Below are 24155 nucleotides of genomic sequence, written 5' to 3'. Positions count from 1 at the left end.
CCCGATCTCCTCTCCCCCACCATCCCTTCACCCGGTCGATCATGAGGTTGACGGCGTTGTCGATCTCCGATCCGGCCGCCAACCTCATGATCAACCCGGTGGGGTGCCGGGGTCAGAGCGAGACCTGGCGGCCGCCGAGGGTCACCGTGAGGCGGCCGTCGCCGGCGAAGGACCAGGCCAGGGCACCGGAGTACGTGGCGCAGCGGGAACCGTTGGAGCCGGACCAGAACTGGTTCGAGCCGTCCACGTTGCCGACCGTCTTGTCGTTGGAGCCGCCGCCGGCGAAGCGGCAGGACGTGTTGCTCCGGAACACCGAGGTGCCGGCGTCGAACGAGAAGTTCCGTTCGGTGCTGTCGATGCTCAGGTTGTTCGAGATCGTCATCGTGCCCGGATTCCGGTTGTACGTGAAGCCGTGCTTGCCGTTGCGGTACGCGATGGTGCGCCGCACGGTGTGGTTGACGGCGATGTCCTCACCGCCGAGCTTGAAGCCGTTGCGGTCGCCGTTGCCGTTCTGGGTGCCGTTGCTGAGCGTGCCGTTGCTGTACGCGAGGGAGTCCTCGATGGTCACCGTGCCGATCGCACCGGTGTCGGACTTGGTGTAGAGGTCCCACCCGTCGTCGATGTTGTGATGCGACACCGCGTACCGGAAGACGTTGCCACCGCCCACTGTGAGCTTGGCCGCGAAGCCGTCGGCGTCTTCGCCGTCGGAGTCGGCGTTGTCGTGCGACTCCACGCTGACCATCAGGTTGTTGGCCGGCCACTGGTCGCGGGGCGTGCTGGAGGCGATCCGGGACAGTTGCAGCCCGGTGTCGCGGTTGAACCGGGTCACCGTCCGCTCGATGATGTTGTTGCTGCCGCCGACGAAGATGCCGTTGTCACCGGCCCGCTCCACCACGAGCCCGCGCACGTGCCAGTACGAGGCGTTCAGCGCCAGCCCCCGGTTGGCCGGGTCCTCGCTCATCGCCGAGAAGTTCAGGATCGGCGTCTCGCCCGGGTAGGCGTACAGGTTCTTGCGGGCGCTCGACGTGCCGTTGTTGCCGGCGGCGACGGTGACCGTCTGGGACAGGTTGTAGGTGCCGCCGCGCAGGTAGATCGTGCCGCCGGCGCCGACGCGGGTGATCGCCGCGGCGATGGTGGTGGGGCTGGCCTGGGTGCCGGCCGCCCCGGCGGTGCCGTTCGGCGCGGCGTAGATCGCGCCGCCGGCCGGCGGCGGCGTGGTCGGTGGCGGCGTCGTCGGCGGCGGGGTGCTCGGGGGCGGGCTGCTCGGCGGGGCGCTGGTCGGTGGCGTGCCGGTGGTGGGCGTGACGCCACCGGTGCAGGTGACGCCGTTGACGGCGAACGCGGCCGGGACCGGGTTGCTGCTGTCGTTCCAGGTGCCGTTGAAGCCGAACGACGTGCTCGCGTTGGTGCCGAGGCTGCCGTTGTAGCTGACGTTGGCGGCCCGCACCGACGCGCCGCTGGCGGTGATCTCGGCGCCCCAGGCCTGGGCGACGGTCTGCCCGGCGGCGAACGTCCAGGTGACGGCCCATCCGTTGAGCGGGTCGCCGAGGTTGGTCAGGTTGACGTTGGCGGTGAAGCCGCCGCCCCACTGCGCGGTGACGGCGTAGTCGACGCGGCAGCCGGCGGCCGCCTGGGCGGCGGTCGCGCCGACGGCCAGGCCGGACGCGGCGAGCGCCGCCGTCGCCGCGGCCGATGTCCACAACACCGTACGACGGTGTCGGTTGATCATGATGGTCTCCTCCGGGTGGTGGTGCGGTGCCCACGCCGCTACCGGCACCGATGCCCGGTCGGTGTCAGGGGCGGGCCTTGTCGCCCGGACGTCCGTGTCATGCCGAACGCTCACGTCTCCCGCGCAGTAAGCGCTTTCAGCGCAGCCTAACGACGGACGTCGATGCGGTCAAACATCCGGGGGTGCGCTGAACGATCTCGCGCCGCCGTCCGTATCCACTGCCGACGGGAACATCGGCCGGAACCGCGATGCCGGAGCGGGCACGAGCACGATTCCTCCAGTCGTCACTTCGCACCGTGGAGACGGCGCGGCAGCCGCCGCACCCTCCCGGTCAACCAGAGGAGAGGTGCATGGCCAGGGGTACGCGCAAGACCGCGGTCCTGAAGCTCGGCGGGGTGGGCGCCCTCGCGGCGCTGTTGTTCGCCGGTGGGCTGCAACTGGCGTCGGCGGGCGAGAACAACCGCCCGGCCACCACCGCCGCCGCGCAGACCGTGAACTGCCCGACGGTACGCGACAAGCTGCCGGCCGTACCGGCGGCGGCAGCGGCCCAGGTGGAGCGGGAACTGGCCAACCTGGACCAGGAGATCGCCCGGCAGAACGAGCGGCTGGCCCGGCAGGCGGTACGCCCCGAGGGCGGACCGGCGTTCATCGACAACGCGATCCTCGGCCCGCTGCGCAGCAAGCGCGTCGCCGTGCTCGACCGCATCGAGATCGCGTTCAACCGGATCGGCGCGCCGCGCCCGGACCTGGACGCGCTGGCGGCCTGCTCGCTCAACGCCCCGGGCGTGCCGAGCGCCGTCAACGGCGGCGCCGGCCAGAACGCCGGCGGCCAGAACGGCAACGCGGGCGGTCAGAACGGCAACGCCGGGGGCCAGAACGGGAACGCCGGCGGCCAGAACGGCAACGCGGCCGGACCGGCCCGGACGGTCAACTGCCCGCGTGTCGCGCTGCCCGCCGTCCCGGCTGCGGCCGCCGGCCAGGTGCAGGCCGAACTGGCCACGCTGGACAAGCAGATCGCCGAGGCGAACGCCCGCCTCGCCCAGCTCGCGGTGCGCCCCGAGGGCGGACCGGCCTTCATCGACAACGCGATCCTCGGGCCGCTGCGCAGCAAGCGCGTCGCGGCGCTCGACCGCATCGAGATCGCGTTCAACCGGGTCGGCGCGCAGCGCCCGAACCTGGACGCGCTGGCCACCTGCGGCCTGAACTGAACGCCCGGTCGCGGCCCGGCGGCGCGCATCCCGCCGGGCCGCGACCCGGGGTCACAGCGGTCCGAGGACGTCGGCCGGGTCGGCGTCCAGCGCCAGCGTCTCCAGCACCGAAAGAAGCTGCCGCTCCTCGTACCGGAAGTGCGACTCCATGATCGCCGACACGCCCTCCAGGTGCCGGGCCAGCTCGTCGGGCGGGGCGTCGCGAGCCACCGCCGCACCCAGCCCGGCCAGCAGGTACCCGATCATCGAGTGGTCCTGTCGCAGCCGGTCCAGCGTCTCGCGCAGCTCCGGATGGCGCGTCGCGATCGCCGGGAAGAGACTGCGGTCCTCGCCCTCGTGATGCGCGGTCAGCGCCGCGCAGAACCCGTGGCAGAACAGCAGCAGGTCCCGTGTCGCGGGCCGTGCCGGCTCACCGGCGGCGAGCGCCAGCCGGGTCACCTCAAGCGCCTCGCGCAGCCGCTCGTGGACGGCGCGCATCTCCCGGCTCCAGGCCACCAGCCTGGTCTGTTCGCCCTCAGCCACGTGGCGAGGGCGAAGGGACGACGAGTGTCATCGTCGTGCTCCCTTCGATCCGGCGCCTCCATGCCTGACACGGTCTGCCACCGGCACGCGACGCTGCGCGGAGCCTAACCGGCGACGCCGGGAGCGATCAAGTAGTGCCAGCGCTACCCCGGCTCGGTAGCTGGCGGGATGGAACGCGGGACCGGTTCTGGCGAGGCTTGAGGCCGTACCCGTTCACCTCCGTCGAGGAGTTCCCATGACCCGCCGTACCTTCCCGATCGCCGTCGGCGCCACGGCCATGCTGACCGTCACCGCGCTCGGTGTGCCCGCCGCGTCCGCCGCGACCACCGCCGCACGGCGTCCCGCCGCCGACGCCGTCCAGACGCGACTGGACGGCCTGGTCGCCGAGCAAGGATTCCCCGGAGTGCTGGCCTCCGTACGCCGCGACGGCCGGGTGCGCGACTACACCGCGGGCGTGGGTGACCTGCGCACCGGCGCCGCGATCCCCCGCGACGCCCGGGTGCGCGTGGGCAGCAACACCAAGACGTTCACCGCGGTGGTCGTCCTCCAGCTCGTCGGCGAGGGCCGCATCGACCTCGACGCCACCGTCGAGCGCTACCTGCCCGGGATGGTGCGCGCCAACGGCAACGACGGGCGGCGGATCACCGTACGCCAGCTGCTGCAGCAGACCAGCGGCCTGCCCGACTACGACGAGGTCGTGTTCAGCGAGGCGCAGGATCTGGTGGACCGCCGCAGCGACTACTTCGACCCGCGCCGGCTGCTGGACGAGGCGCTCACCCAGTCGCGGCGCTTCCCGCCGGGTCAGAAGTGGGAGTACAGCAACACCAACTTCGTGCTGGCCGGGCTGATCATCGAGCGGGTCACCAAGCGTCCGGTGGGTGAGGAGATCACCCGGCGGATCATCGAGCCGCTGCGGCTGCGTGACACGTACTGGCCGCAGACCGGCGAGCAGGACCTGCCGGGCCGTCTGCCGCGCGGATACGTCGCGGTGGAGCCGGGCGCGCCGTGGGTCGACGTGACCCGGATGGACCCGTCGCTGGGCTGGGCCGCCGGTCAGCTCGTCTCCACGCCGTCGGACCTGCGCACGTTCTTCGAGGCGCTGCTGGCGGGCAAGCTGCTCAAGCCGGCCCAGCAGGCGGCGCTGACGCGCACGGTGCCGGCGCCCGACTTCGAGCCCAACGGGGTGTGGGAGTACGGCCTGGGCATCGCCCGGCACGAGCTGCCCTGCGGCGGCCAAGCCTGGGGACACGGCGGCGACATCCAGGGCTTCGAGACGCGCAACCTGTCCACCACCGACGGGCGCAGCGCCGTGGTCGCGGTGACCGCGCTGCCGACCAGCCTGGAGATGCTGGAGGCGGTCACCAGCACCGTCGACGCGGCCCTGTGCGGCACCCGCCGCTGATCCGGCCGACCCGTCCGCGCGCCGCCTCACCGCGAGGCGGCGCGCGTGCGTGTGCGCTACCGGCGGCCGTCGTCGAGGTAGCGCAGCACGGCGGTGACCCGGCGGTCGGCGCGGTCGTCCGGCGGCAGGCTCAGCTTGGCGAAGATGCTGCGGATGTGCTTGTGCACAGCGCCCTCGGTGACGAACAACCGCTCGGCGATCGCGCCGTTGCCCAGCCCTTCGGCCATCAGCGCCAGCACCTCGTGCTCACGCGGCGACAGCTCGGCCAGCGCGGTGTCCGGCCGCCGGTTGCGGGCGAGCAGTTGCCCGACCACCTCGGGGTCGATCACGCTGCCGCCGCCCGCGACGCGGTGCAGCGCGGCGAGGAACTCCTCGACCCGGCCCACCCGCTCCTTGAGCAGGTAGCCGAGCCCGGAGGCGCCGACCGCGAACAGCTCGGTGGCGAACGCCTGCTCGACGTACGCCGACAGGACCAGCACCGCGAGGCCGGGGCGGCGGCGGCGGGCCTCGACCGCGGCGACGATGCCCTCGTCGGTGTGGGTGGGTGGCATCCGCACGTCGACGATCGCCACGTCCGGCCGGTGCTCGTCGACAGCGGTCAGGAACTCCCCCGGCGTGCCGGCGGTGGCGACCACGTCCAGGTCCTCGGCGCGCAGCAGCAGCGCCAGCCCTTCACGCAGCAGCGCGTCGTCCTCGGCGATCACGATCCGCATGGCAGCTCCACGTGCATCCTCGTCGGTCCTCCCGGTGGGCTCGTCAGTGTCATCCGCCCGTCGTACGCCTCGACCCGGCGGCGGATGCCGGTCAGCCCCGAGCCGCGCGTCTCGTCGGCGTCCCCGCGCCCGTCGTCGGTGATCGTCACCAGCAGCCGGTCCCGTTCCCGGCGCACGACGACCTCGACGCCGTCCGCGCCGCTGTGCCGGACCACGTTCGTGAGCGCCTCGGCCACCACGAAGTACGCGGTGGCCTCCACCGAGGCCGCGCAGCGCACGTCGACGTCCACCGACAGGCGGCACGGCACCGCGCACTCCGCCGCGAGTCCGGCGAGCGCACCGGCCAGCCCTCGGTCGCCGAGCACCGGCGGCAGGATGCCGCGCACCACCGTACGCAGCTCGCCGAGCGCCTGCTCGGCCGCGTCCTGCGCGCGTTCCAGGATCTCGTCGGCGCGGTCCGGATCGCGGCGCACCGCCCGCCGGGCGGCGCCGAGCAGCACGTTCACCGCGACCAGCCGGTTCTGGGTGCCGTCGTGCAGCGAACGCTCGATCCGGCGCAGCTCCACCGCGTGCGCGTCGAGCGCCGCGGCCCGGGTGGCGGTGAGTTCGGCGACGCGCAGCGACAGGTCGAACCCGGGCGGCGGGGGCAGCAGCCGCCGGCCCGACCGGGCCTGGATCCGCGCGAGCGCCGGGCCGGTCGTGACCGCGAGAAGCAGCCAGCCGACCCCGAGCACGGCGACCGCGAGCGCGTCGCCGAGCCCGTCGATGTGCCACCAGCCGATGCCGGGCGCGCCGGCCTCCGGCGGCACCAGCCGGTACCAGAGCGGGAACGTCATGTCCTGCACGGCGTAGATCGGCAGCACCAGCGCGAGCAGCCCGGCCCCGAAGCCGAGCGTCCCGTGGACGGCCACCCAGCGCAGCTCCCGCCGTACCACCGGGTCGCGCAGCGCCGCGCGCACCCCGGCCGGGACCGGGCCGGGCGCCGGTATCGGCGTCCCCCACCGGGACAGCCGGGTGCGCTCGCGGTCGGCCACCGACCGCACGGCCTGCAGCAGTCCGGGTACGAGCAGCAGCCCGACCCCGCCGACGCACGCCGCCGCGACGACGAGCGTCCCGAGCAGCGTGCCCAGGGCCAGCACTGCGGTGCCCAGCCCGCCGACGAGGTGCTCCAGAGCGGCCACCGCCACGCGGAACCGCCGCCGCACGTACTCCATCCCGGCCCACCCCCGGGCGAAACGATAGGTCACCGCTGTCGCCGCCCGGCAGGCCCGGGCGCGGAAAGTACAGCCTGCTGTACCACGACTGTCGTGCTGGCGGGATCGTTACCGGCCGCTCCCGTCCCTACTGTCGGTGGTAGCAGAAATCATCGAGGAGGCAGCCGTGAACGACCTGGACCGTACCGCCGAGACCGCCGCCGCCCCGACGTCAGTCACCCGGATGCGCCCGCTGCTCTGGCTGGTGCTCATCGTGAGCGTGGCCGCGAACGTGGTGCTGTCGAGCGTCGTCGGCAACCCGTGGGCCGGTTCCGCCTTCGGCGCGCTGGCGCTGCTGAGCGGTGGGACGCTCGCCGTCGACCACTACCGCAACCGCTGATCTTTCGCCGGCCGGGCGCCGGACAGCCGCCGCAGGGCGGGCCGCGAGAACGAGCGGCCCGCCCTGCGGCGTTCGCGTCAGCGCTGCGAATCAATTGACAGTCAGCTATATGAACGCCAGGCTAAGGGGGATTGTTAGCGTTAACGCGGCCGTCATCTCCACCGCAGAGAAAGGCCCCCGTCGTGCCCCTGACCCGACGCGCGTTCACAGTCGGCGCCCTGTCCGCGGCTGCCGCCGCCTCCGGCGCGCTCAGCCTGCCCCGCGGCGCGTTCGCGGCGGCGAACACCGCCTACGCGATGGCCTACTTCACCGAGACGCCGAACGGCCTCGGCGCCGACTACGGCCTGCACCTGGCCGTCAGCCGGGACGGGCTGAACTGGACTCCGCTGAACCAGAACAACCCGGTGGTCACCCCGACCGCCGGGCAGCTCGGCCTGCGCGACCCGTTCGTGCTGCGCAGGACCGACGGCACCTTCGTGGTGCTGGCCACCGACCTCAAGGGCACCAACTGGGGGCTGACCAGCCAGTACCTGCACGTGTGGGACTCGGCCGACCTGACCGCGTTCACCGGCTACCGGCGCATCCGGATGCACACGCTCGACACCCACACCTGGGCGCCGACCGCGTTCTGGGACGCCGCCCGTGGGCAGTACGCCATCGTCTACTCCGCCAACAACGGCCGGGACGTACTGTTCGTCAACTACACGAGCGACTTCCGCACCGTCAGCGCGTCGCAGGTCTACTTCAGCCCCGCCTTCGGCGTGCTCGACGGCGACGTGGTGGTCGACGGTGGCACCACGTACCTCTACTACAAGAACCTCGACGACGGATATCTCTACGGCGCCCGCTCCACCACCGCCGCGCCGAACAGCTTCACCACGTACACCAGCGGGCTGCGGCAGGGCAACGCGATCGAGGCGCCGCTGCTGCTGCGCACCAACGAGGGCGGCTGGCGGCTGTGGGGCGACTCGTTCAGCCCGGTCAACAACGACTACTACGCCTGGTCCACGACGACCATCTCCGGCAACTCGTGGACGCCGCTGAACCAGCGCGACTACACACCGCCGCTGAACTCCAAACACGGCTCGATGATCGGCATCACCGACGCCGAGTACGCCGGGCTGGTCAACCGCTGGGGCACGCCGAACTGGGTCCGGCTCAAGTCGTCGAACTTCCCCGACCGCTACGTGCGGCACGCCGACCGGATCGCCCGCGTCGACGCGTACCCGTTCGACCCGTACCAGGACCAGATGTGGCGGATGGTCCCCGGCCTGGCCGACGCCGCCGGCGTCTCGTTCGAGTCGGTCAACTACCCCGGCAACTACCTGCGGCACTACGACTACGCGGTCCGGCTGGACCCGAACGACGGCACCGCCACGTTCCGCGCCGACGCCACCTTCCACCGCACCGCCGGCCTGGCCGACGCCACCTGGTCGTCGTTCCGCTCGTACAACTACCCCACCCGTTACCTGCGGCACTACGACTACCGGCTGCGCATCGATCCGCTCGGCGCCGGCTCCCCCGCGGTCGACCGGCAGGACGCCACCTTCCGGGTCACCGCGTAGCCGTTCCCCACCACCACCGTCCCCGCCACCACCGTCCCCCGCCACGGAGGCCGTCCATGCCCGCTCCCCTGGTGAACCGCCGATTCCTGCTCCGCGCCACCGGCGCCACCGCCGTCGCGGCGACCGCCGGCGCCGCTGCCGGGTCTGTCACCGCAGGCGGTACGGCGCACGCCGCGCTGCCACCGGCCCGCCCCGACATCGGCGTGTCCGCGTACGCGTTCGACCCGGGCCAGGTCCGGCTGACCGCGAGCCGGTGGCAGGACAACGAGAACCGCACAGTGGCGTACCTGCGCTTCGTGGACGTCAACCGGCTGCTCTACAACTTCCGGGCCAACCACCGCCTGTCCACCGGCGGCGCCGCCGCCAACGGTGGCTGGGACGCGCCGAACTTCCCGTTCCGCACCCACATGCAGGGTCACTTCCTGACCGCCTGGGCGCAGGCGTGGGCGGTGCTCGGCGACACCACCTGCCGGGACAAGGCGCTCACCATGGTCGCCGAGCTGGCCCGCTGCCAGGCCAACAACGGCGCGGCCGGGTTCAGCGCCGGCTACCTGTCCGGCTTCCCGGAGTCCGACTTCACCGCGCTGGAGGCCCGGACGCTCAGCAACGGCAACGTCCCCTACTACTGCATCCACAAGACGCTGGCCGGGCTGCTGGACGTGTGGCGGCTGATCGGCAGCACCCAGGCCCGGGACGTGCTGCTGGCGCTGGCCGGCTGGGTCGACCAGCGCACCGGCCGGCTCACCTCGGCCCAGATGCAGGCCATGCTCGGCACCGAGTTCGGCGGCATGAACGCGGTGCTGACCGACCTCTACCAGCAGACCGGCGACGGGCGGTGGCTCACCGTCGCGCAGCGGTTCGACCACGCCGCCGTGTTCAACCCGCTCGCCGCCAACTCCGACCAGCTCAACGGGCTGCACGCCAACACGCAGGTGCCCAAGTGGATCGGCGCGGCCCGGGAGTACAAGGCCACCGGCGTCACCCGCTACCGGGACATCGCCACCAACGCGTGGGCCATCACCGTCGGCGCGCACACGTACGCCATCGGCGGCAACAGCCAGGCCGAGCACTTCCGCGCCCCGAACGCGATCGCCGGCTACCTGCGCAACGACACGTGCGAGGCGTGCAACACGTACAACATGCTCAAGCTGACCCGGGAGCTGTGGCAGCTCGAGCCGGACCGGGTCGCGTACGTCGACTTCTACGAGCGCGCGCTGCTCAACCACATGATCGGCCAGCAGAACCCGGCCGACGCGCACGGCCACGTCACGTACTTCACCCCGCTCAACCCGGGCGGGCGGCGCGGTGTCGGCCCGGCGTGGGGCGGCGGCACCTGGAGCACCGACTACAACTCCTTCTGGTGCTGTCAGGGCACCGGGCTGGAGACCAACACCACGCTCGCGGACGCGATCTACTTCCACAACGGCACCACGCTGACCGTCAACCTGTTCATGCCCTCGGTGCTCACCTGGAGCCAGCGCGGCATCACCGTCACCCAGGCCACCTCGTACCCGGTCGGCGACACCACGACGCTGACCGTCACCGGCTCGGTGAGCGGCTCGTGGACGATGCGGATCCGGATCCCGGCGTGGACCAGCGGGGCGAGCGTCAGCGTCAACGGCGTCGCGGCCGGCATCGCCACCACGCCCGGCAGCTACGCCGCCCTGACCCGCGACTGGACCTCCGGCGACACGGTCACGGTCCGGCTGCCGATGCGGGTGGCGACGGTGGCCGCCAACGACGACGCCGCGGTCGCGGCGATCACGTACGGGCCGGTGGTGCTCTCCGGCAACTACGGCAACACCACGCTGAGCGCGCTGCCGACGCTGGACCCGGCCTCGGTCACCCGTACCGGCACGGGCAGTCTCGCGTTCACCGCCCGGGCCGACGGCGCCACCGTCGACCTCGGCCCGTTCTACGACGCCCACGGGCACAACTACACGGTCTACTGGCGGGTCGGCACGGGCAGTGGTGGCGGCGGCGAGGCGAGTTTCCGGCTGGCGAACGCGGCGAGCGGGCTGGTGCTCGGGATCCAGAACATGTCCACCGCAGACGGCGGGCTCGCGCTGCAGTGGGGTGACACCGGCACCGCCGACCACGACTGGCAGCTCGTGGTCGACGGGTCGGCGCTACGGCTGCGCAACGTCAACAGCGGCAAGGTGCTCGGCGTGGAGAACATGTCCACCGCCGACGGCGCCCGGATCCTGCAGTGGGCGGACAACGGCACCGCCGACCATCTCTGGACCGTCGTCGACGTCGGCGACGGCAGCCACAAGCTGCGCAACGTGCACACCGGCAAGCTGCTCGGCATCTCCGGCGGCTCGACCGCCCAGGGCGCGTTCGCCGTGCAGGACCCGGACAACGGCAGCCTCGACAACCAGTGGCGGTTCCTGCCCAACGGGGCGCGGCGGATCCAGAACCTCGGCAGCGGGCTGGTGCTCGGCGTGCAGAACATGTCCACCGCCGACGGCGGGCTGGTCATCCAGTGGGGCGACACCGGGACCGCCGACCACCTCTGGACCGCGCTCGTGGACACCGGTGGCTACCTGCGGCTGCGCAACGGCAACAGCGGCAAGGTGCTGGGCGTCGAGGGCGCCTCGACAGCGGCCGGCGCCCGGATCGTCCAGTGGGCCGACAACGGCGCCGCCGACCACAGGTGGCGGCTGCGGCACGGCGGCGGCGGCTGGTTCCGGATCCAGTGCGCGAACGGGGGCCGCGTCCTCGGTCTCAGCGGCGGTTCCGGCGCCCAGGGCGCGCAGGCGGTCCTCGCCGACGACACCGGCGCCGCCCACCAGCGCTGGCGCTTCCTCTGACCCACCCACCCCCGCCGCCCCAGCTCGCCGATCTTGCACTCTCGGCCCCCGCGAAGTTCGCCAACCGGACATCCTGCGGGCGCGAAGTGCAAGATCGGCGAGGGCGGGTGGGGCGCCGGGTGGGTCAGCGGGTGGGGGGTGGGCCCACGCTTCGGCGCGGGACCAGCGTCGGGGCGATGGTCTGGCGCAGCGGGCCTGCCGACTCCGACTCGATCTGGGCCAGCAGGAGGTCCAGGCTCGCCGCGGCCACCGCCGTGAAGTCGGGCCGCACCGTGGTCAGCGGCGGAATGAAGTACGCCGCCTCGGGCACGTCGTCGAACCCGACGACGCTGATGTCGTCCGGTACGCGGCGGCCGTGCTCGTGCAGCGCGCGCAGCACGCCCAGCGCCAGGTGGTCGTTCGCCGTGAAGACCGCGGTGACCTCCGGCATCCGGGCCAGCATCTGCCCGCACCGGTAACCCGCGGCAGCGGACCAGTCCGCCGGGACCAGCGGCGGAACCTCGGCGCCCGCCTGCCGCAACGCCTCGCGCCACCCCTCGATCCGGCCGGCGCTGTCGAACCAGTCCGACGGGCCGGACACGTGCCAGACGGTGCGGTGCCCGGCGGCGAGAAGGTGCTCGGTGGCGGCCCGGGCGCCGGCGACCTGGTCGACGGTGACCAGCGGGATCGGCCGCCGGGGGTCGCCGTCGACTGTCACCAGCGGCACGTCGTGGGGCAGCCGTTCCAGCGCCTCCCCGGCCGACTCGACGGGCGCGATCACCACTATGCCGGCCACCCGGTGCGCCAGGTGCCGCTCCACCGCCGCCGAGATGGAACGGTGGTCGAGGTCGCGGACGCTGCCGACGCTCACCGCGAAACCCGCCTCGGCGGCGGTCTGCTCCAGCGCGGCCAGCAGCGACGCCGGGCCGTACAGCGTGGTGTTCTGCGCGACCACGCCGATCACCTGGGAACGGCCGGTCACCAGCGCGCGGGCCGCGCGGTTGGGCCGGTAGCCGAGCTCGGTGATGGCGGCCTGGACCCGCAGCCGGGTCTGTTCACGCACGTTGGGATGCCCGTTGAGCACCCGGGAGACCGTCTGGTGCGAAACCCCGGCGAGGCGAGCCACGTCCGTCATCGCAGGACCGCGCACGGCCACCTCACTTTCGCCACTGCCCGCGGCGGCCACACCCGGTCGATCTCGACCGGACCGTCCCGGGTGGCGACAGTCTACGCCAGCGGTCCCATCGGTATCGCTACCGCAGATCGACCGTTCCCACCGTGGCGCGCCGATTATCGCGGAATCGACAGGCGGCTCATTCCCTTCCGTTGCGCAGCGGCACGAACAGGCAGCTCGGAGCGGGTGGAATTGGGCCCGGGGTGCGGCATTTCCGGCGATTGCCGGAGCCGCACCCCGGGCTATGGAAGATGTGTCAACGGCCGCGAATGGTGACCGTTGTCACGGTGTCGTCAGCGAGAACTGCCGCACCGTCACCGCACCGCCAAGCGATTGCGTGGCGTAGTTGAAGAAGCCGAACCGGTAGCCCATGAAGAACTGCCACGCGTTGTTGAGCGTCAGCGCGTTGCCCAGCGACACGAAGTTCACCCCGTCGGTGCTGTAGGAGAACCGCGCCTGCCGTCCGGAGCCGGGGCGGATGTCGGCGTTGGCCCGCAACCAGATCCGCCCGCCGGACACCGCCGCGCCGGCGATCTCCGTCCCGGTGCTCGTGGTGTTCCAGTTCGAGCCCATGGTCAGACCGTTTGTCATCACCACCCGGGTCGCGCCGTTGTCCCGCCGTACGCCGATCCAGGCCGAACTGTCCCGCAGCATCGCCAGGCCGGCCCGGTCACCGTCGCGCATGGTCGAGTAGTCCAGCTCGATGGTGCCGGTCGAGGTCGGACCCTGGATGCGGTGGGTGAGCGTGTTGCGGGCCCGGTACAGGTCGTTGGTGACGGTGGCGGTCTGCAGGCGCAGGCCGTTGTTCACCGACCACCTGCTGTTGTCCGGGTTGTGGTTCCACTCGTACTGCGGGCCGAGCGTGGTGCCGGAGAACGTGTCGGTGCCGGTGAGCGGCTTGACCGGGCGGGTCGGCAGCGGGTTGGGGTAGCTCGCGCCCCAGGCCCCGTTGACGGTCTGCAGCTGCGGCCAGCCGTCGGAGGTCCAGGTGATCGGCGCCAGCGTCGGCATCCGGCCGCCCGGGTAGGCGTCGGTGAACGCCATGTAGTACCAGGCGCCGGTCTGCGTCTGCACCAGCCCGCCCTGGTGCGGCACGCCGCCACCGGAGATCGGGCCGGGCAGGTTCAGCAGCACCTGCCGCTGCTCGTACGGGCCGAACGGGCCGTTCGTGGACTTCAGCACGTACTGGCCGTTGGCCGGCCGGGTCAGCCAGATGTAGTACGCGCCGTTGCGCTTGTAGAAGCGCGCCCCCTCCAGCGTGCCGATGCTCGACGGCGTCTGGTAGACCTGCTGCGCCCGCACCTGGCTGCGCCCGTCGGCGGAGAGCTGGGCCACGCTGATCGTGCCGTTGCCGTACGCGACGTACATGGTGTCGTTGTCGTCGATCAGCATGCCGGCGTCGTAGTAGCAGTTGGGGATGGTGGCGAGGCGGCTCCACGCGCCGTCCACGGCGGTGGCGGTGTAGATGTGGGTCTGCGCGAAATCGATGCACCCGGCCCAGTAGAACGTGCGGTTGCTCGGCCGGTAGTTCAGCGTCGACGCCCAGATGCCGTCCACGTACGCCTGCTCGCTGGCGCTCAGGTCGTACTTGGTGCCGAACTCCAGCCGCGGCACCGAGTGCCCGGCGAACTCCCAGTTCACCAGGTCCCAGGAGCGCAGCACCGGCGCGCCGGGCGAGTAGTGCATGGTGGAGGCGGACATGTAGTAGACGTCGCCGACCCGGATGATGTCGACGTCGGCGAAGTCCTGCCAGACCGCCGGGTTGGTGAAGTTGCCGCTCGGCGTGCCCGGGTCACCCGGGTTGCCGCCGACCCGCACCAGCTGCCACTGCTGGTTCGCGCCGTTCCAGTCGTCGTACTGGACGATGTTGCCGCCGTCGGCGGTGGAGGCGTTCTGCACCTCCATCACCTTGTTCGAGTTCCGGTTGATCAGCCGGACGTACCCGCTGTCGGAGTCGGCCAGCCGGAACTGCTGGTTGGTGCCGCCGTGGTCGGTCCACTGGACCACCGCGGCGCCGTTGGCGGTGGACGCGCCGGTCACGTCCAGCACCTTGCCCGAGTGCCGGGAGCGCAGCCGGTAGTAGCCACCGCCGGAGTCCACGAACTGCCACTGCTGCCAGGCGCCGTCGTTGCGCGTCCACTGGGTGATCCGTGCGCCGTCGTTCGTCGCCTGGTTGTACAGGTCCAGCGCCTTGCCGCTGTTGCGGTTCACCAGCACGTAGTACGCGCTGGTGTCCACGGTGGCCGCGGAGACGGGCGCGGGCACGGCGCCCACCACCACGCCACCGACAAGCAGCGCCACCACCCCGGCCAGCAGCCGGGACAGGCGTCCACGTCCACGGGACAGTCGAGCCGTCACCATGATCCTCCTTCGTCGACCGGAGCCCGGGCACGGCGACGCGCGCCGACGACGTCGGCGTTATCGCTAACAGCGATGCCCACCCAGGCGGGAGTCGGATCCCTGGCAACTGCGGCGCAGATCGCGCCCGGAACGGCCCGCGAGCGGTGCCGGTGACCCTATCCATCGACTGTGAGCGATAACATGGCGTTCGTCAAGGCGTAACACGCCGCCCGCCACGCGGGGTCGGCGCGGCGGGCGGCGAGGGGGTTCAGAAGCCCCGGGCGAGCCGGTAGTACGCCTGGTTCCAGCGCAGCTCGTCGGCGAAGCGGTGCGGGCGCGTCTCCGCGTCGATGACCACCAGCTCGGTCCGCGCCATCGCCGCCAGGTCACGCAGCTCCTCCACGCCGACGGCCTGGGAGAGCACGGTGTGGTGCGGCGCGCCCGCGGTGATCCACGCCTCCGCCGAGCCGGCCAGGTCGGGCTGCGGACGCCAGACCGCGCGCGCCACCGGCAGCCGGCGCAGCGGGTGCGGCGGCGGCACCACGTCCACCGCGTTGGCCACCAGCCGGAACCGCTCCCCCATGTCCGCCATGCCCAGCACCACGGCCGGGCCGGGCGCGGCGTCGAAGACCAGGCGCACCGGGTCCTCCCGCCCGCCGATGCTCAGCGGATGCACCTGCGCGCTCGGCACGTCGGCGGCGATGCTCGGGCACACCTCCAGCATGTGCGCGCCGAGGATCAGCTCCTGGCCGAACGTCAGGTCGTAGGTGTAGTCCTCCATGAACGAGGTGCCGCCCGGCACCCCGACGGCCATCGCCTTGAGCGTGTGCACCAGCACCGAGGTCTTCCAGTCGCCCTCGCCGCCGAAGCCGTAGCCGTCGGCCATCAGGCGCTGCACCGCGATCCCGGGAAGCTGGCGCAGCCCGCCGAGGTCCTCGAAGTTCGTGGTGAACGCCCGGAACCCGCCGGCCTCCAGGAACGCGCGCAGGCCCAGCTCCTGGCGCGCCGCGTACCGCAGCGAGTCGTGCCGGTCCCCGCCGGGCCGCAGCTCCGGCGCCACCCGGAAGGTGTCGTCGTACTCCTTGACCAGGTCGTCCACCTGCGCGTCCGCCACCTGGTCGACGGCCGCGACGAGGTCGTTGACGCCGTAGGTGTTCACCGATACGCCGAAGCGCAGCTCCGCCTCGACCTTGTCCCCCTCGGTGACCGCGACGTCGCGCATGTTGTCGCCGAAGCGCGCCAGCCGCAGCGTCCGCAGCGCCGACCAGCCGACGGCGGCCCGGGCCCAGGCCGCGACCCGGCCGACGACGCGCGGGTCGGTGACGTGGCCCGCGACGGTCTTGCGGGCCACCCCGAGCCGGGTCTGGACGAACCCGAACTCCCGGTCGCCGTGGGCGGCCTGGTTGAGGTTCATGAAGTCCATGTCGATCTCGTCCCACGGCAGCGCCACGTTCGCCTGCGTGTGCAGGTGCAGCAGCGGCGTCCGTAGCGCGTCCAGCCCGGCGATCCACATCTTGGCCGGGGAGAACGTGTGCATCCAGGCGATCACCCCGACCGCGCCCTGCACGGCCGCGTCCCGGCACACCGCCAGGATGTCCGCGCTGGAGGTGAGGACCGGCTTCCAGACCACGCGGACGGGGATGTCCGGCGAGGAGTCCAGGCGCGCGGCGATCTGCCGGGACTGCTCGGCGACCTGCCGCAGGGTGTCCTCGCCGTAGAGGCCCTGGCTGCCGGTGAGGAACCAGACCTCGGGCTGGGGGTGAGTTGCCATGTTGTTGCCTTCCGCGCTAGGAACCGTCACTTGAACCGGATGCCGATGAGGCGCTGGAGGAGGATGAACGCGAAGAGCAGCCCGCCGATCACGATCTTGGTCCACCAGGAGTTGAGGCTGCCGTCGAACGTGATCAGGGTCTGGATCACGCCGAGCACCAGCACGCCGAGCACGGTGCCGAAGACGTACCCGGAACCGCCGGTGAGCACGGTGCCGCCGATCACCACAGCCGCGATCACGTCCAGCTCCATCCCGACGGCGATCAGCGGCGCGCCGGAGAGCGTGTAGAACGACAGCAGGATGCCGCCGATGGCCGAGCAGAGCCCGCTGATCGTGTAGACGGCGATCCGGGTCCGCGCCACCGGCAGGCCCATCAGCAGCGCCGACTGCGCGTTGCCGCCGACCGCGTACACGTTGCGGCCGAACCGGGTGTACGCCAGCACGTACGCCGCGATCAGCACCACCGCGAACGCGATGAGCACACTGATCGAGACGAAGTTGCCGGCCGGGTCGCCGATGCGCTGCTGCGACATCGACGTCCAGAAGCCGTCGGTGATGGAGATCGAGGAGTCGCTGATGAACGTGCACATGCCGCGGGCGAAGAACATCCCGGCGAGTGTGACGATGAACGGCTGGATCTCGAAGAAGTGGATCGCGCAGCCCATCAGGAAGCCCAGCGTCGGGCCGATCAGCAGCGCGATGACCAGCACCAGCGCCGCGGGCAGGCCGTCGCGCAGCAGCGACGCCGACACCATCGCGGTCATCGCGACCACCGAGCCGACGGACAGGTCGATGCCGCCGGTGAGGATCACGAACGTCATGCCGACCGCGACCACGAGCAGGAAGCCGTTGTCGATGAAGACGTTGAAGACGACCTGGATGTTGGAGAACGCGCGGTACTGGGACACGCCGATGCCGTACATGACGAGCAGCAGGGCGAGCGTCGCCAGCACCGGGACGTGCCGCCGGGGCAGGCTGGGCCGCCAGGAGCGGCCGGTGGTCAACGACGTGCTGCTCATGCCGGCACCTGCTCCTTCTCCCGCTGCGGCGCCGCCGGCCCGGGCTCGGTCCCGCGCCGCCGCCGGCGCAGCCGGGCGCGGAACGCCGGGGCCTGCACGAGGCAGACGGCGATGACGACGACCGCCTTGAACAGCAGCGACGTCTGCGGCGAGATGTTCATGGCGTACACGGTGGTGGTCAGGGTCTGGATGATCAGCGCGCCGAGGACGGTGCCGCCGAGGGAGAACCGGCCCCCGGCGAGCGACGTGCCGCCGATCACGACCGCCAGGATCGCGTCGAGCTCGATCCACAGGCCGGCGGCGTTGCCGTCGGCGCTGGACACGTTCGCGGTGACCATGAAGCCGGCGAGCGCGGCGCAGGCGGCGCTGATCACGTAGACGAGGAAGACGATGCGCCGCGACCGGATGCCGGCCAGCCGGCTGGCCTCGGCGTTACCGCCGACCGACTCGACGATCAGGCCGAGCGCGGTACGCCGGGTGAACGCGGCCACCAGCAGCGCGGCGGCGAGCGCGATCAGGATGGCCAGCGGCAGCGTCAGGAAGTGCCCGAGCCCGATCGCCCGGTACGGCCCGGAGTTGATCGTGATGATCTGCCCCTCGGTGACCAGCTGGGCGATGCCCCGGCCGGCCACCATGAGGATCAGCGTGGCGATGATCGGCTGGATGCCGATGACCGCCACGAGCACGCCGTTCCACGCGCCGAGCACCAGCGCGGCGCCGAAGGCCAGCGCCAGCGCGGTGGCCACCGTGGCCGGGCTGTTCTGGTCGGCCGCCCCGCTGATGTGCAGGCAGGCGATCGCGCCGCTGATGGCGCAGAGCGACCCGACGGACAGGTCGATGCCGCCGGTGGCGATGACGAGCGTCATCCCGAGCGCGACCAGGATCAGCGGCGCGCTCAGCCGCAGGATGTCGATGGGCGTGCCGTACAGGTGGCCGTTCTTGACCTCGACGGCGAGGAAGCCGGGACGGTAGACGGTGTTCGCGGCGAGCATCACCACGAGCACCAGCGCCGGCCAGAACAGGCGGTGGCCGGTGAGCGGGCGGAGGCGGGCGGCGACGGCGGTCATCGGGTCACCTCCTTCCGCGTGGTGCCGCTGGCGATGGTGCGCATGACGCGGTCGGCGTCGAGCGTGTCGTCGTTGTCGAGCTGGGCGACCATCTCGCGGTCGCGCATGACCGCGACCCGGTGGCTCAGGCGCAGCACCTCCTCCAGCTCGGCGGAGATGAACAGCACCGCCATGCCGCCGTCGGAGAGCTGCACCACCAGCTTCTGGATCTCGGCCTTCGCGCCGACGTCGATGCCGCGGGTCGGCTCGTCCAGGATGAGCAGGCGCGGCTCGGTGATGAGCCAGCGGGCCAGCAGCACCTTCTGCTGGTTGCCGCCGGACAGGTTGCGCACCGGCAGTTCCGGGTTGGCCGGGCGGATGCTCAGCGCCTCGACGTACCTGCGGACCAGCTCGTCCTGGCGGCGGCGCGGGATCGGACGCAGCCAGCCGCGCGCGGCCTGCATCGCCAGGATCATGTTCTCCCGGACCGTCAGCTCCGGGACGATGCCCTCGGCCCGCCGGTTCTCCGAGCAGAAGCCGACGCCCTGGCCGATGGCCTGGATCGGGTTGCGCACCGGCGCCCGGCCGCCGTCGAGCCGGACCTGGCCGTGGTCGGCCCGGTCCGCGCCGAAGATCAGCCGCGCCACCTCGGTACGGCCGGAGCCGAGCAGTCCGGCCAGGCCGACCACCTCACCGGCGTGGATGCGCAGGCTGAACGGGGCGACCGCGCCACGCCGGCCCAGCCCGTCGGCGTCCACCAGCGGGGCCTCGTCAGCGGTGTCGACGGTGGCGCGTTTCTGCTGCTCGTCGAGCCGCTCCAGCACGTCCAGCTCCTGCCCGATCATCTTCTCGACCAGGCTGAACTGCGGCAGCTCCTCGGTGCGGTACTCCCCCACCAGCGTGCCGTTGCGCAACACCGTGATGCGGTCCGCGATGCCGTAGACCTGGTCGAGGAAGTGCGTGACGAACAGGATCGCGATGCCCTCGTCACGGAGCTGGCGCATGATCCGGAACAGCTGCGCCACCTCGCCGGCGTCCAGGCTGGACGTCGGCTCGTCCAGGATCAGCACCCGGGCCTGCACGTCGATCGCCCGGGCGATGGCGACCATCTGCTGCACCGCGAGCGAGTACGTGCCCAGCGGCGCGGAGACGTCGAGGTCGAGGTCGAGCCGGGCCAGCAGGTCGCGCGCCCGCCGGCGCATCTCGCCCCAGCGCACCGCGCCGAGCCGGCGCGGCTCGCGGCCGATGAAGACGTTCTCCGCCACCGACAGGTTGGTGCAGAGGTTGACCTCCTGGTAGACGGTGCTGACGCCGGCCGCGGCGGCCTGCATCGGCCCGCTGAACGAGACCTGCTCGCCGTCGAGGGTGATGACTCCCGCATCGGTCCCGTAGACGCCGGTCAGCACCTTGATCAGGGTGGACTTGCCGGCGCCGTTCTCACCCATCAGGGCGTGGACCTCGCCCGGGAACAACCGAAAGTCGACGTCGTGCAGCGCGCGGACCCCGGGGAAGGTCTTGCTGATGCCGGTCATGGTCAGGACCGGACGGTTACCCGTCATCCCATCGGACCTCTTCTAGACGGTGGTGGCACGGGGGCCGCCGTCTCGCGACGGCGACCCCCGGGGTGGGTCAGTACTTGCGGTTGGGCAGTGCCTCCTTGGCCTGCTCCTGGGTGAAGGTGGTCTCCTCGGTCTCGATCCGGGCAGGGACCTCCTCGCCGGCCTTGACCTTCTTGACCAGCTCCATCAGCTGCGGGCCGAGCAGCGGGCTGCACTCGGCGATGAAGTTGAACTTGCCGTCCGCGAGGGCCTGCATGCCGTCCTTCACCGCGTCGACGGTGATGATGGTGATGTCCTTGCCGGGCGTCTTGCCCGCCGCGCTGATCGCCTCGAGCGCGCCCAGGCCCATGTCGTCGTTGTGCGCGAAGAGCACGTCGATCTTCGGGTTGGCCTTGAGGAACTGCTCCATGACCTGCTTGCCGCCGGCCCGGGTGAAGTCACCCGACTGCGACGCGACGATCTTCAGGTTGGGGTTGGCGGCGATCGCCTCGGCGAAGCCCTTCTTGCGGTCGTTGGCCGGGGCCGAGCCGGTGGTGCCCTGCAGCTCGACGATGTTGACCGGGCCGGACGCCGCCTTCTTCTGCTCCACCAGCCACTCGCCGGCGAGGCGGCCCTCCTTGACGAAGTCCGAGCCGAGGAACGTCTTGTAGAGCGACTTGTCGGCCGAGTCGACCGCGCGGTCGGTCAGGATGACCGGGATCTTCGCGTCCTTGGCCTCCTTGAGCACGGTGTCCCAGCCCGACTCCACCACCGGCGAGAAGGCGATCACGTCGACCTTCTGCTGGATGAAGTTGCGGATCGCCTTGATCTGGTTCTCCTGCTTCTGCTGCGCGTCGTCGAACTTCAGCTCGATGCCGGCCTCGGCGGCCGCTTCCTTGATCGAGGTGGTGTTCGCGGTGCGCCAGCCGCTCTCGGCGCCCACCTGGGAGAAACCCAGGACGATCTTGTCGTTGCCGTCACCGGAATCGCCACCGGTGTCGCTGTTGCCGCAGGCCGCCATGCTGCCGGCGAGCAGCACGCCGGCGAGCGCGGCGATGACCCTGCGGGCCGTGCTCCTGGTACTCATCGGTTCTCCTCCGGGGTTGGATGTTCCGGACGCGCGGCGGGGAGCCGGTGCGTCCGGGTGTGGTGGTGGGGTGGGTGCGCGGCGCCCGGTCCGGGGTCAGGGCGCCGACGGGCGTTGGCCGTAGACGTTCTGGTAACGGTCGTAGAGCGAGTCGATGTCGGCCGGCGCGATCGGCAGCGGCTGCCCGAGCGCTCGGGCCAGGTGCGCGGTGCGGGCGACGTCCTCGCACATCACGGCGGCCTTGACCGCCGCCCGGGCGTCCCGGCCGATGGTGAACACGCCGTGGTTGCGCATGAGCACCGCGGGCGAGCGGTGCCCGGACAGCGTGCTGACGATCCCCTTGCCGATGTCGTCGCCGCCGATCAGCGCGAACGGCCCGACCGGGATCTCCCCGCCGAACTCGTCGGCCTGCGCGGTCAGCCAGCACGGGATCGCCTCGCCCCGGGCCGCCCAGGCGGTGGCGTAGCCGCTGTGGGTGTGCACCACGCCGCCGACCTCGGGCATCGCGCGGTAGACGTAGGCGTGCGCGGCGGTGTCGCTGGACGGCGAGCCGCCGCCGTCGACGACAGTGCCGCTCAGGTCGCAGACCACCATGGACTCGGCGGTCAGGTCGTCGTAGTCGACGCCGCTGGGCTTGATGACCATCAGGTCCTGACCGGGTACGCGGGCCGAGACGTTGCCGGCGGTCCAGGCCACCAGCCCGTAGCGGGTCAGCTCACGGTGCAGGCGGGCCACCGTCTCGCGCAGTTCGGCGACCTGGCTGTTCATCCGACCACCTCCAAGGGCGCGGCGGCGCGGGCGTCGACCGCCGCGTTGCGGATCGCCCGCAGGCGCAGCATGACGTCGTTCGCGCCGCGGCCGAAGTGGTCGTGCAGCGCGCGGTACTCGGCGTAGAGCGCGTCGTACGCCCGGACGTTCTCCGGTACGGGCCGGTAGACCGCCTCCTCGATCCGTCCCATCGCGGCGGACGCCTCGTGGATCGACTGGTACTCGCCGGCCGCGACCGCGGCGTGGATGGCCGAGCCGAGCGCCGGCCCCTGGGCGGAGCCGATGATGCTCAGCGGCCGGTTCGTGACGTCGGCGTAGATCTGCATCAGCAGCCGGTTGGAGGTGAGCCCGCCGGCCACCACCAGGTCGTCGACCGGCACTCCGGCCTGCGCGAACGCCTCGACGATCATCCGGGTGCCGTACGCGGTGGCCTCCAGCAGCGCCCGGTAGACGTCCGGCGGCCGGGTGGCCAGCGTCAGCCCGACGATCAGCCCGCTCAGGTCGTGGTTGACCAGCAGCGACCGGTTGCCGTTCCACCAGTCCAGCGCCACCAGGCCGTGCGCGCCGACCGGCTGGGCCGCGGCGGCCTCGGTGAGCCGCTCGTGCGAGTCGAATCCGGCCGGGGCGCCGTGGCGCACGAACCAGCCGAAGATGTCCCCCACGCCGCTCTGCCCGGCCTCGAAGCCCCAGGCGCCGGGGCTGATGCCGCCGTCGACCACGCCGCACATGCCCGGCACCTCGGCCGGGTGGGTGCCGTTGAGCACGTGGCAGGTGGAGGTGCCCATGATGGCCACCAGCCGGCCGGGCCGCAGCGCCTGGGCGGCGGCGGCGGTGACGTGCGCGTCGACGTTGCCGACCGCGACCGCGATGCCCTCGGGCAGGCCGGTCCAGGCGGCGGCGCGGGCGTCGAGCGCGCCGGCCCGCGCGCCCAGCGGCAGCAGCGGACCGTCCAGCTTGGTGACGAAGTCGGTGAAGTCCGGGTCGAGCGCGGCCAGGTAGTCCGGGGACGGGTAGCGGCCGTCCTGCCGGATGCCCTTGTAGCCGGCGGTGCAGACGTTGCGCGTCTCGACGCCGCACAGCTGCCAGACGATCCAGTCGGCCGCCTCGATGAAGCGCTCAGCGCGCCGGTAGATCTCCGGGTCCTCGTCCAGGATCTGCAGCCCCTTGGCGAACTGCCACTCCGCGGAGATCTTGCCGCCGTAGCGGCCGATCCACGGTTCGCCGCGTTCGTGCGCCAGCGCGTTGATCCGGTCGGCGTGCGGCTGCGCGGCGTGGTGCTTCCAGAGCTTGACCCAGGCGTGCGGCCGGTGGCGCAGCTCCGGGATCTCGCACAGCGGCGTGCCGTCGGCGAGCGTCGGCAGGACCGTGCAGGCGGTGAAGTCGATGCCGATCCCGACCACCAGTGCCGGGTCCACGCCGGCCGCCGAGAGCGCTGCCGGTACGGCGTGGCGCAGCACGTCGCGGTAGTCGTCGGGGTCCTGCAGCGCCCAGTCCGGCGGCAACGCCGGGCCGTCGTCGGGCAGCGCGGTCTCGATGACCCCGTGCCGGTAGTCGTGCACCGCGGTGCCGAGTTCAGCGCCGTCGCGGACCCGGACCACCAGCGCCCGGCCGGACAACGTGCCGAAGTCGACCCCGATCACGTACCGGTCGGTCGCGTCCACTTCGCTCATTTGCACCTCCGCCGTGTCACGGAGTTAGTGTTAGCGCTCACATACACATCCGTCAAGACACGTCCGGGCAACAGCTACGTAACGAGCGGCGGCGCCCGGAACCGGCGGCCTCCGCCCCGCGCGGACCGGCCCGGCCGCCGGCCGGGAGATCCACGCCGACGGCGCGGTCGAACCTCGGGCAGACGGCCTGTTAGCGACAACAATCGATGGAACTTCCG

18 protein-coding genes are annotated in these 24155 nt (G+C 71.9%); 5 read left to right on the top strand and 13 right to left on the bottom strand.

Features of this window, described 5'->3' with window-relative positions:
* Positions 1-112 precede the first annotated feature (112 nt).
* Positions 113-1729, bottom strand: coding sequence for a cellulose-binding domain-containing protein (locus A8711_RS13965; RefSeq protein WP_069088674.1), 1617 nt, complete (start codon positions 1727-1729; stop codon positions 113-115).
* Positions 1730-2079: 350 nt separating this feature from the next.
* On the opposite strand from A8711_RS13965, the gene A8711_RS13960 reads away from it, so the two are divergent.
* Positions 2080-2937, top strand: coding sequence for a hypothetical protein (locus A8711_RS13960; RefSeq protein ID WP_069088446.1), 858 nt, complete (start codon positions 2080-2082; stop codon positions 2935-2937).
* A gap of 51 nt (positions 2938-2988) precedes the next feature.
* On the opposite strand, the gene A8711_RS13955 is transcribed toward A8711_RS13960, so the two are convergent.
* Complete coding sequence (locus A8711_RS13955) at positions 2989-3459, bottom strand: hemerythrin domain-containing protein (RefSeq protein WP_043323332.1); 471 nt, start codon at positions 3457-3459, stop codon at positions 2989-2991.
* Positions 3460-3694: 235 nt separating this feature from the next.
* On the opposite strand from A8711_RS13955, the gene A8711_RS13950 reads away from it, so the two are divergent.
* Entirely contained in the window at positions 3695-4861 is a 1167-nt protein-coding gene (locus A8711_RS13950; protein ID WP_069088445.1) for a serine hydrolase, read from the top strand.
* A gap of 56 nt (positions 4862-4917) precedes the next feature.
* On the opposite strand, the gene A8711_RS13945 is transcribed toward A8711_RS13950, so the two are convergent.
* Positions 4918-5574: a response regulator transcription factor gene (locus A8711_RS13945; RefSeq protein ID WP_030499160.1), complete on the bottom strand. Its 657-nt coding sequence runs from the start codon at positions 5572-5574 to the stop codon at positions 4918-4920.
* The gene (locus tag A8711_RS13940; RefSeq protein ID WP_069088444.1) at positions 5562-6788 is read right to left on the bottom strand and encodes a sensor domain-containing protein; all 1227 of its coding nucleotides are present in this window, start codon (positions 6786-6788) and stop codon (positions 5562-5564) included. Before A8711_RS13940 ends, A8711_RS13945 begins: the two co-directional genes overlap by 13 nt.
* A 166-nt stretch (positions 6789-6954) precedes the next feature.
* Here A8711_RS13940 and A8711_RS13935 point away from each other — a divergent pair, with 166 nt between their 5' ends.
* The 3 genes from A8711_RS13935 (at position 6955) to A8711_RS13925 (ending at position 11545) form a co-directional block, all read left to right on the top strand.
* Positions 6955-7167, top strand: a complete 213-nt coding sequence (locus A8711_RS13935) for a hypothetical protein (RefSeq protein ID WP_069088443.1) — start codon at positions 6955-6957, stop codon at positions 7165-7167.
* A gap of 182 nt (positions 7168-7349) precedes the next feature.
* Positions 7350-8732, top strand: coding sequence for a glycoside hydrolase family 43 protein (locus tag A8711_RS13930; protein ID WP_069088442.1), 1383 nt, complete (start codon positions 7350-7352; stop codon positions 8730-8732).
* Positions 8733-8788: 56 nt separating this feature from the next.
* Positions 8789-11545, top strand: coding sequence for a beta-L-arabinofuranosidase domain-containing protein (locus A8711_RS13925; RefSeq protein ID WP_069088441.1), 2757 nt, complete (start codon positions 8789-8791; stop codon positions 11543-11545).
* Between the two features lie 124 nt (positions 11546-11669).
* Here A8711_RS13925 and A8711_RS13920 read toward each other — a convergent pair whose 3' ends face one another.
* From A8711_RS13920 to araB, 9 genes are all read right to left on the bottom strand, one after another.
* A complete protein-coding gene (locus tag A8711_RS13920) occupies positions 11670-12659 on the bottom strand; it encodes a LacI family DNA-binding transcriptional regulator (RefSeq protein WP_176722811.1) in 990 nt (329 codons plus the stop codon).
* 321 nt (positions 12660-12980) lie between these two features.
* Positions 12981-15059 carry an RICIN domain-containing protein gene (locus tag A8711_RS13915; protein WP_231915421.1) on the bottom strand — a complete coding sequence of 693 codons (2079 nt, stop codon included), beginning with the start codon at positions 15057-15059 and terminating at the stop codon, positions 12981-12983.
* Between the two features lie 247 nt (positions 15060-15306).
* Positions 15307-16809, bottom strand: a complete 1503-nt coding sequence (araA, locus tag A8711_RS13910; RefSeq protein WP_064445621.1) for an L-arabinose isomerase — start codon at positions 16807-16809, stop codon at positions 15307-15309.
* Positions 16810-16835: 26 nt separating this feature from the next.
* The gene (yjfF, locus tag A8711_RS13905; RefSeq protein WP_043323316.1) at positions 16836-17828 is read right to left on the bottom strand and encodes a galactofuranose ABC transporter, permease protein YjfF; all 993 of its coding nucleotides are present in this window, start codon (positions 17826-17828) and stop codon (positions 16836-16838) included.
* Entirely contained in the window at positions 17825-18895 is a 1071-nt protein-coding gene (locus tag A8711_RS13900) for an ABC transporter permease (RefSeq protein ID WP_043323315.1), read from the bottom strand. Before A8711_RS13900 ends, yjfF begins: the two co-directional genes overlap by 4 nt.
* Positions 18892-20433 carry a sugar ABC transporter ATP-binding protein gene (locus tag A8711_RS13895; protein WP_043323312.1) on the bottom strand — a complete coding sequence of 514 codons (1542 nt, stop codon included), beginning with the start codon at positions 20431-20433 and terminating at the stop codon, positions 18892-18894. Before A8711_RS13895 ends, A8711_RS13900 begins: the two co-directional genes overlap by 4 nt.
* Positions 20434-20503: 70 nt before the next feature.
* On the bottom strand, positions 20504-21499 hold the full coding sequence (locus tag A8711_RS13890) for an ABC transporter substrate-binding protein (RefSeq protein ID WP_043323310.1): 996 nt from the start codon (positions 21497-21499) through the stop codon (positions 20504-20506).
* Positions 21500-21595: 96 nt separating this feature from the next.
* Positions 21596-22267, bottom strand: a complete 672-nt coding sequence (locus A8711_RS13885) for an L-ribulose-5-phosphate 4-epimerase (RefSeq protein ID WP_069088440.1) — start codon at positions 22265-22267, stop codon at positions 21596-21598.
* Complete coding sequence (gene araB, locus A8711_RS13880) at positions 22264-23937, bottom strand: ribulokinase (RefSeq protein ID WP_043323306.1); 1674 nt, start codon at positions 23935-23937, stop codon at positions 22264-22266. Before araB ends, A8711_RS13885 begins: the two co-directional genes overlap by 4 nt.
* Positions 23938-24155: the final 218 nt, after the last annotated feature.

Source organism: Micromonospora sp. II (assembly GCF_001709195.1).
Taxonomy (GTDB): Bacteria; Actinomycetota; Actinomycetes; order Mycobacteriales; family Micromonosporaceae; genus Micromonospora; species Micromonospora chalcea.
The sequence above is the reverse complement of the archived record's forward strand: the minus strand, read 5'-3'. Positions and strand labels throughout refer to the sequence as shown.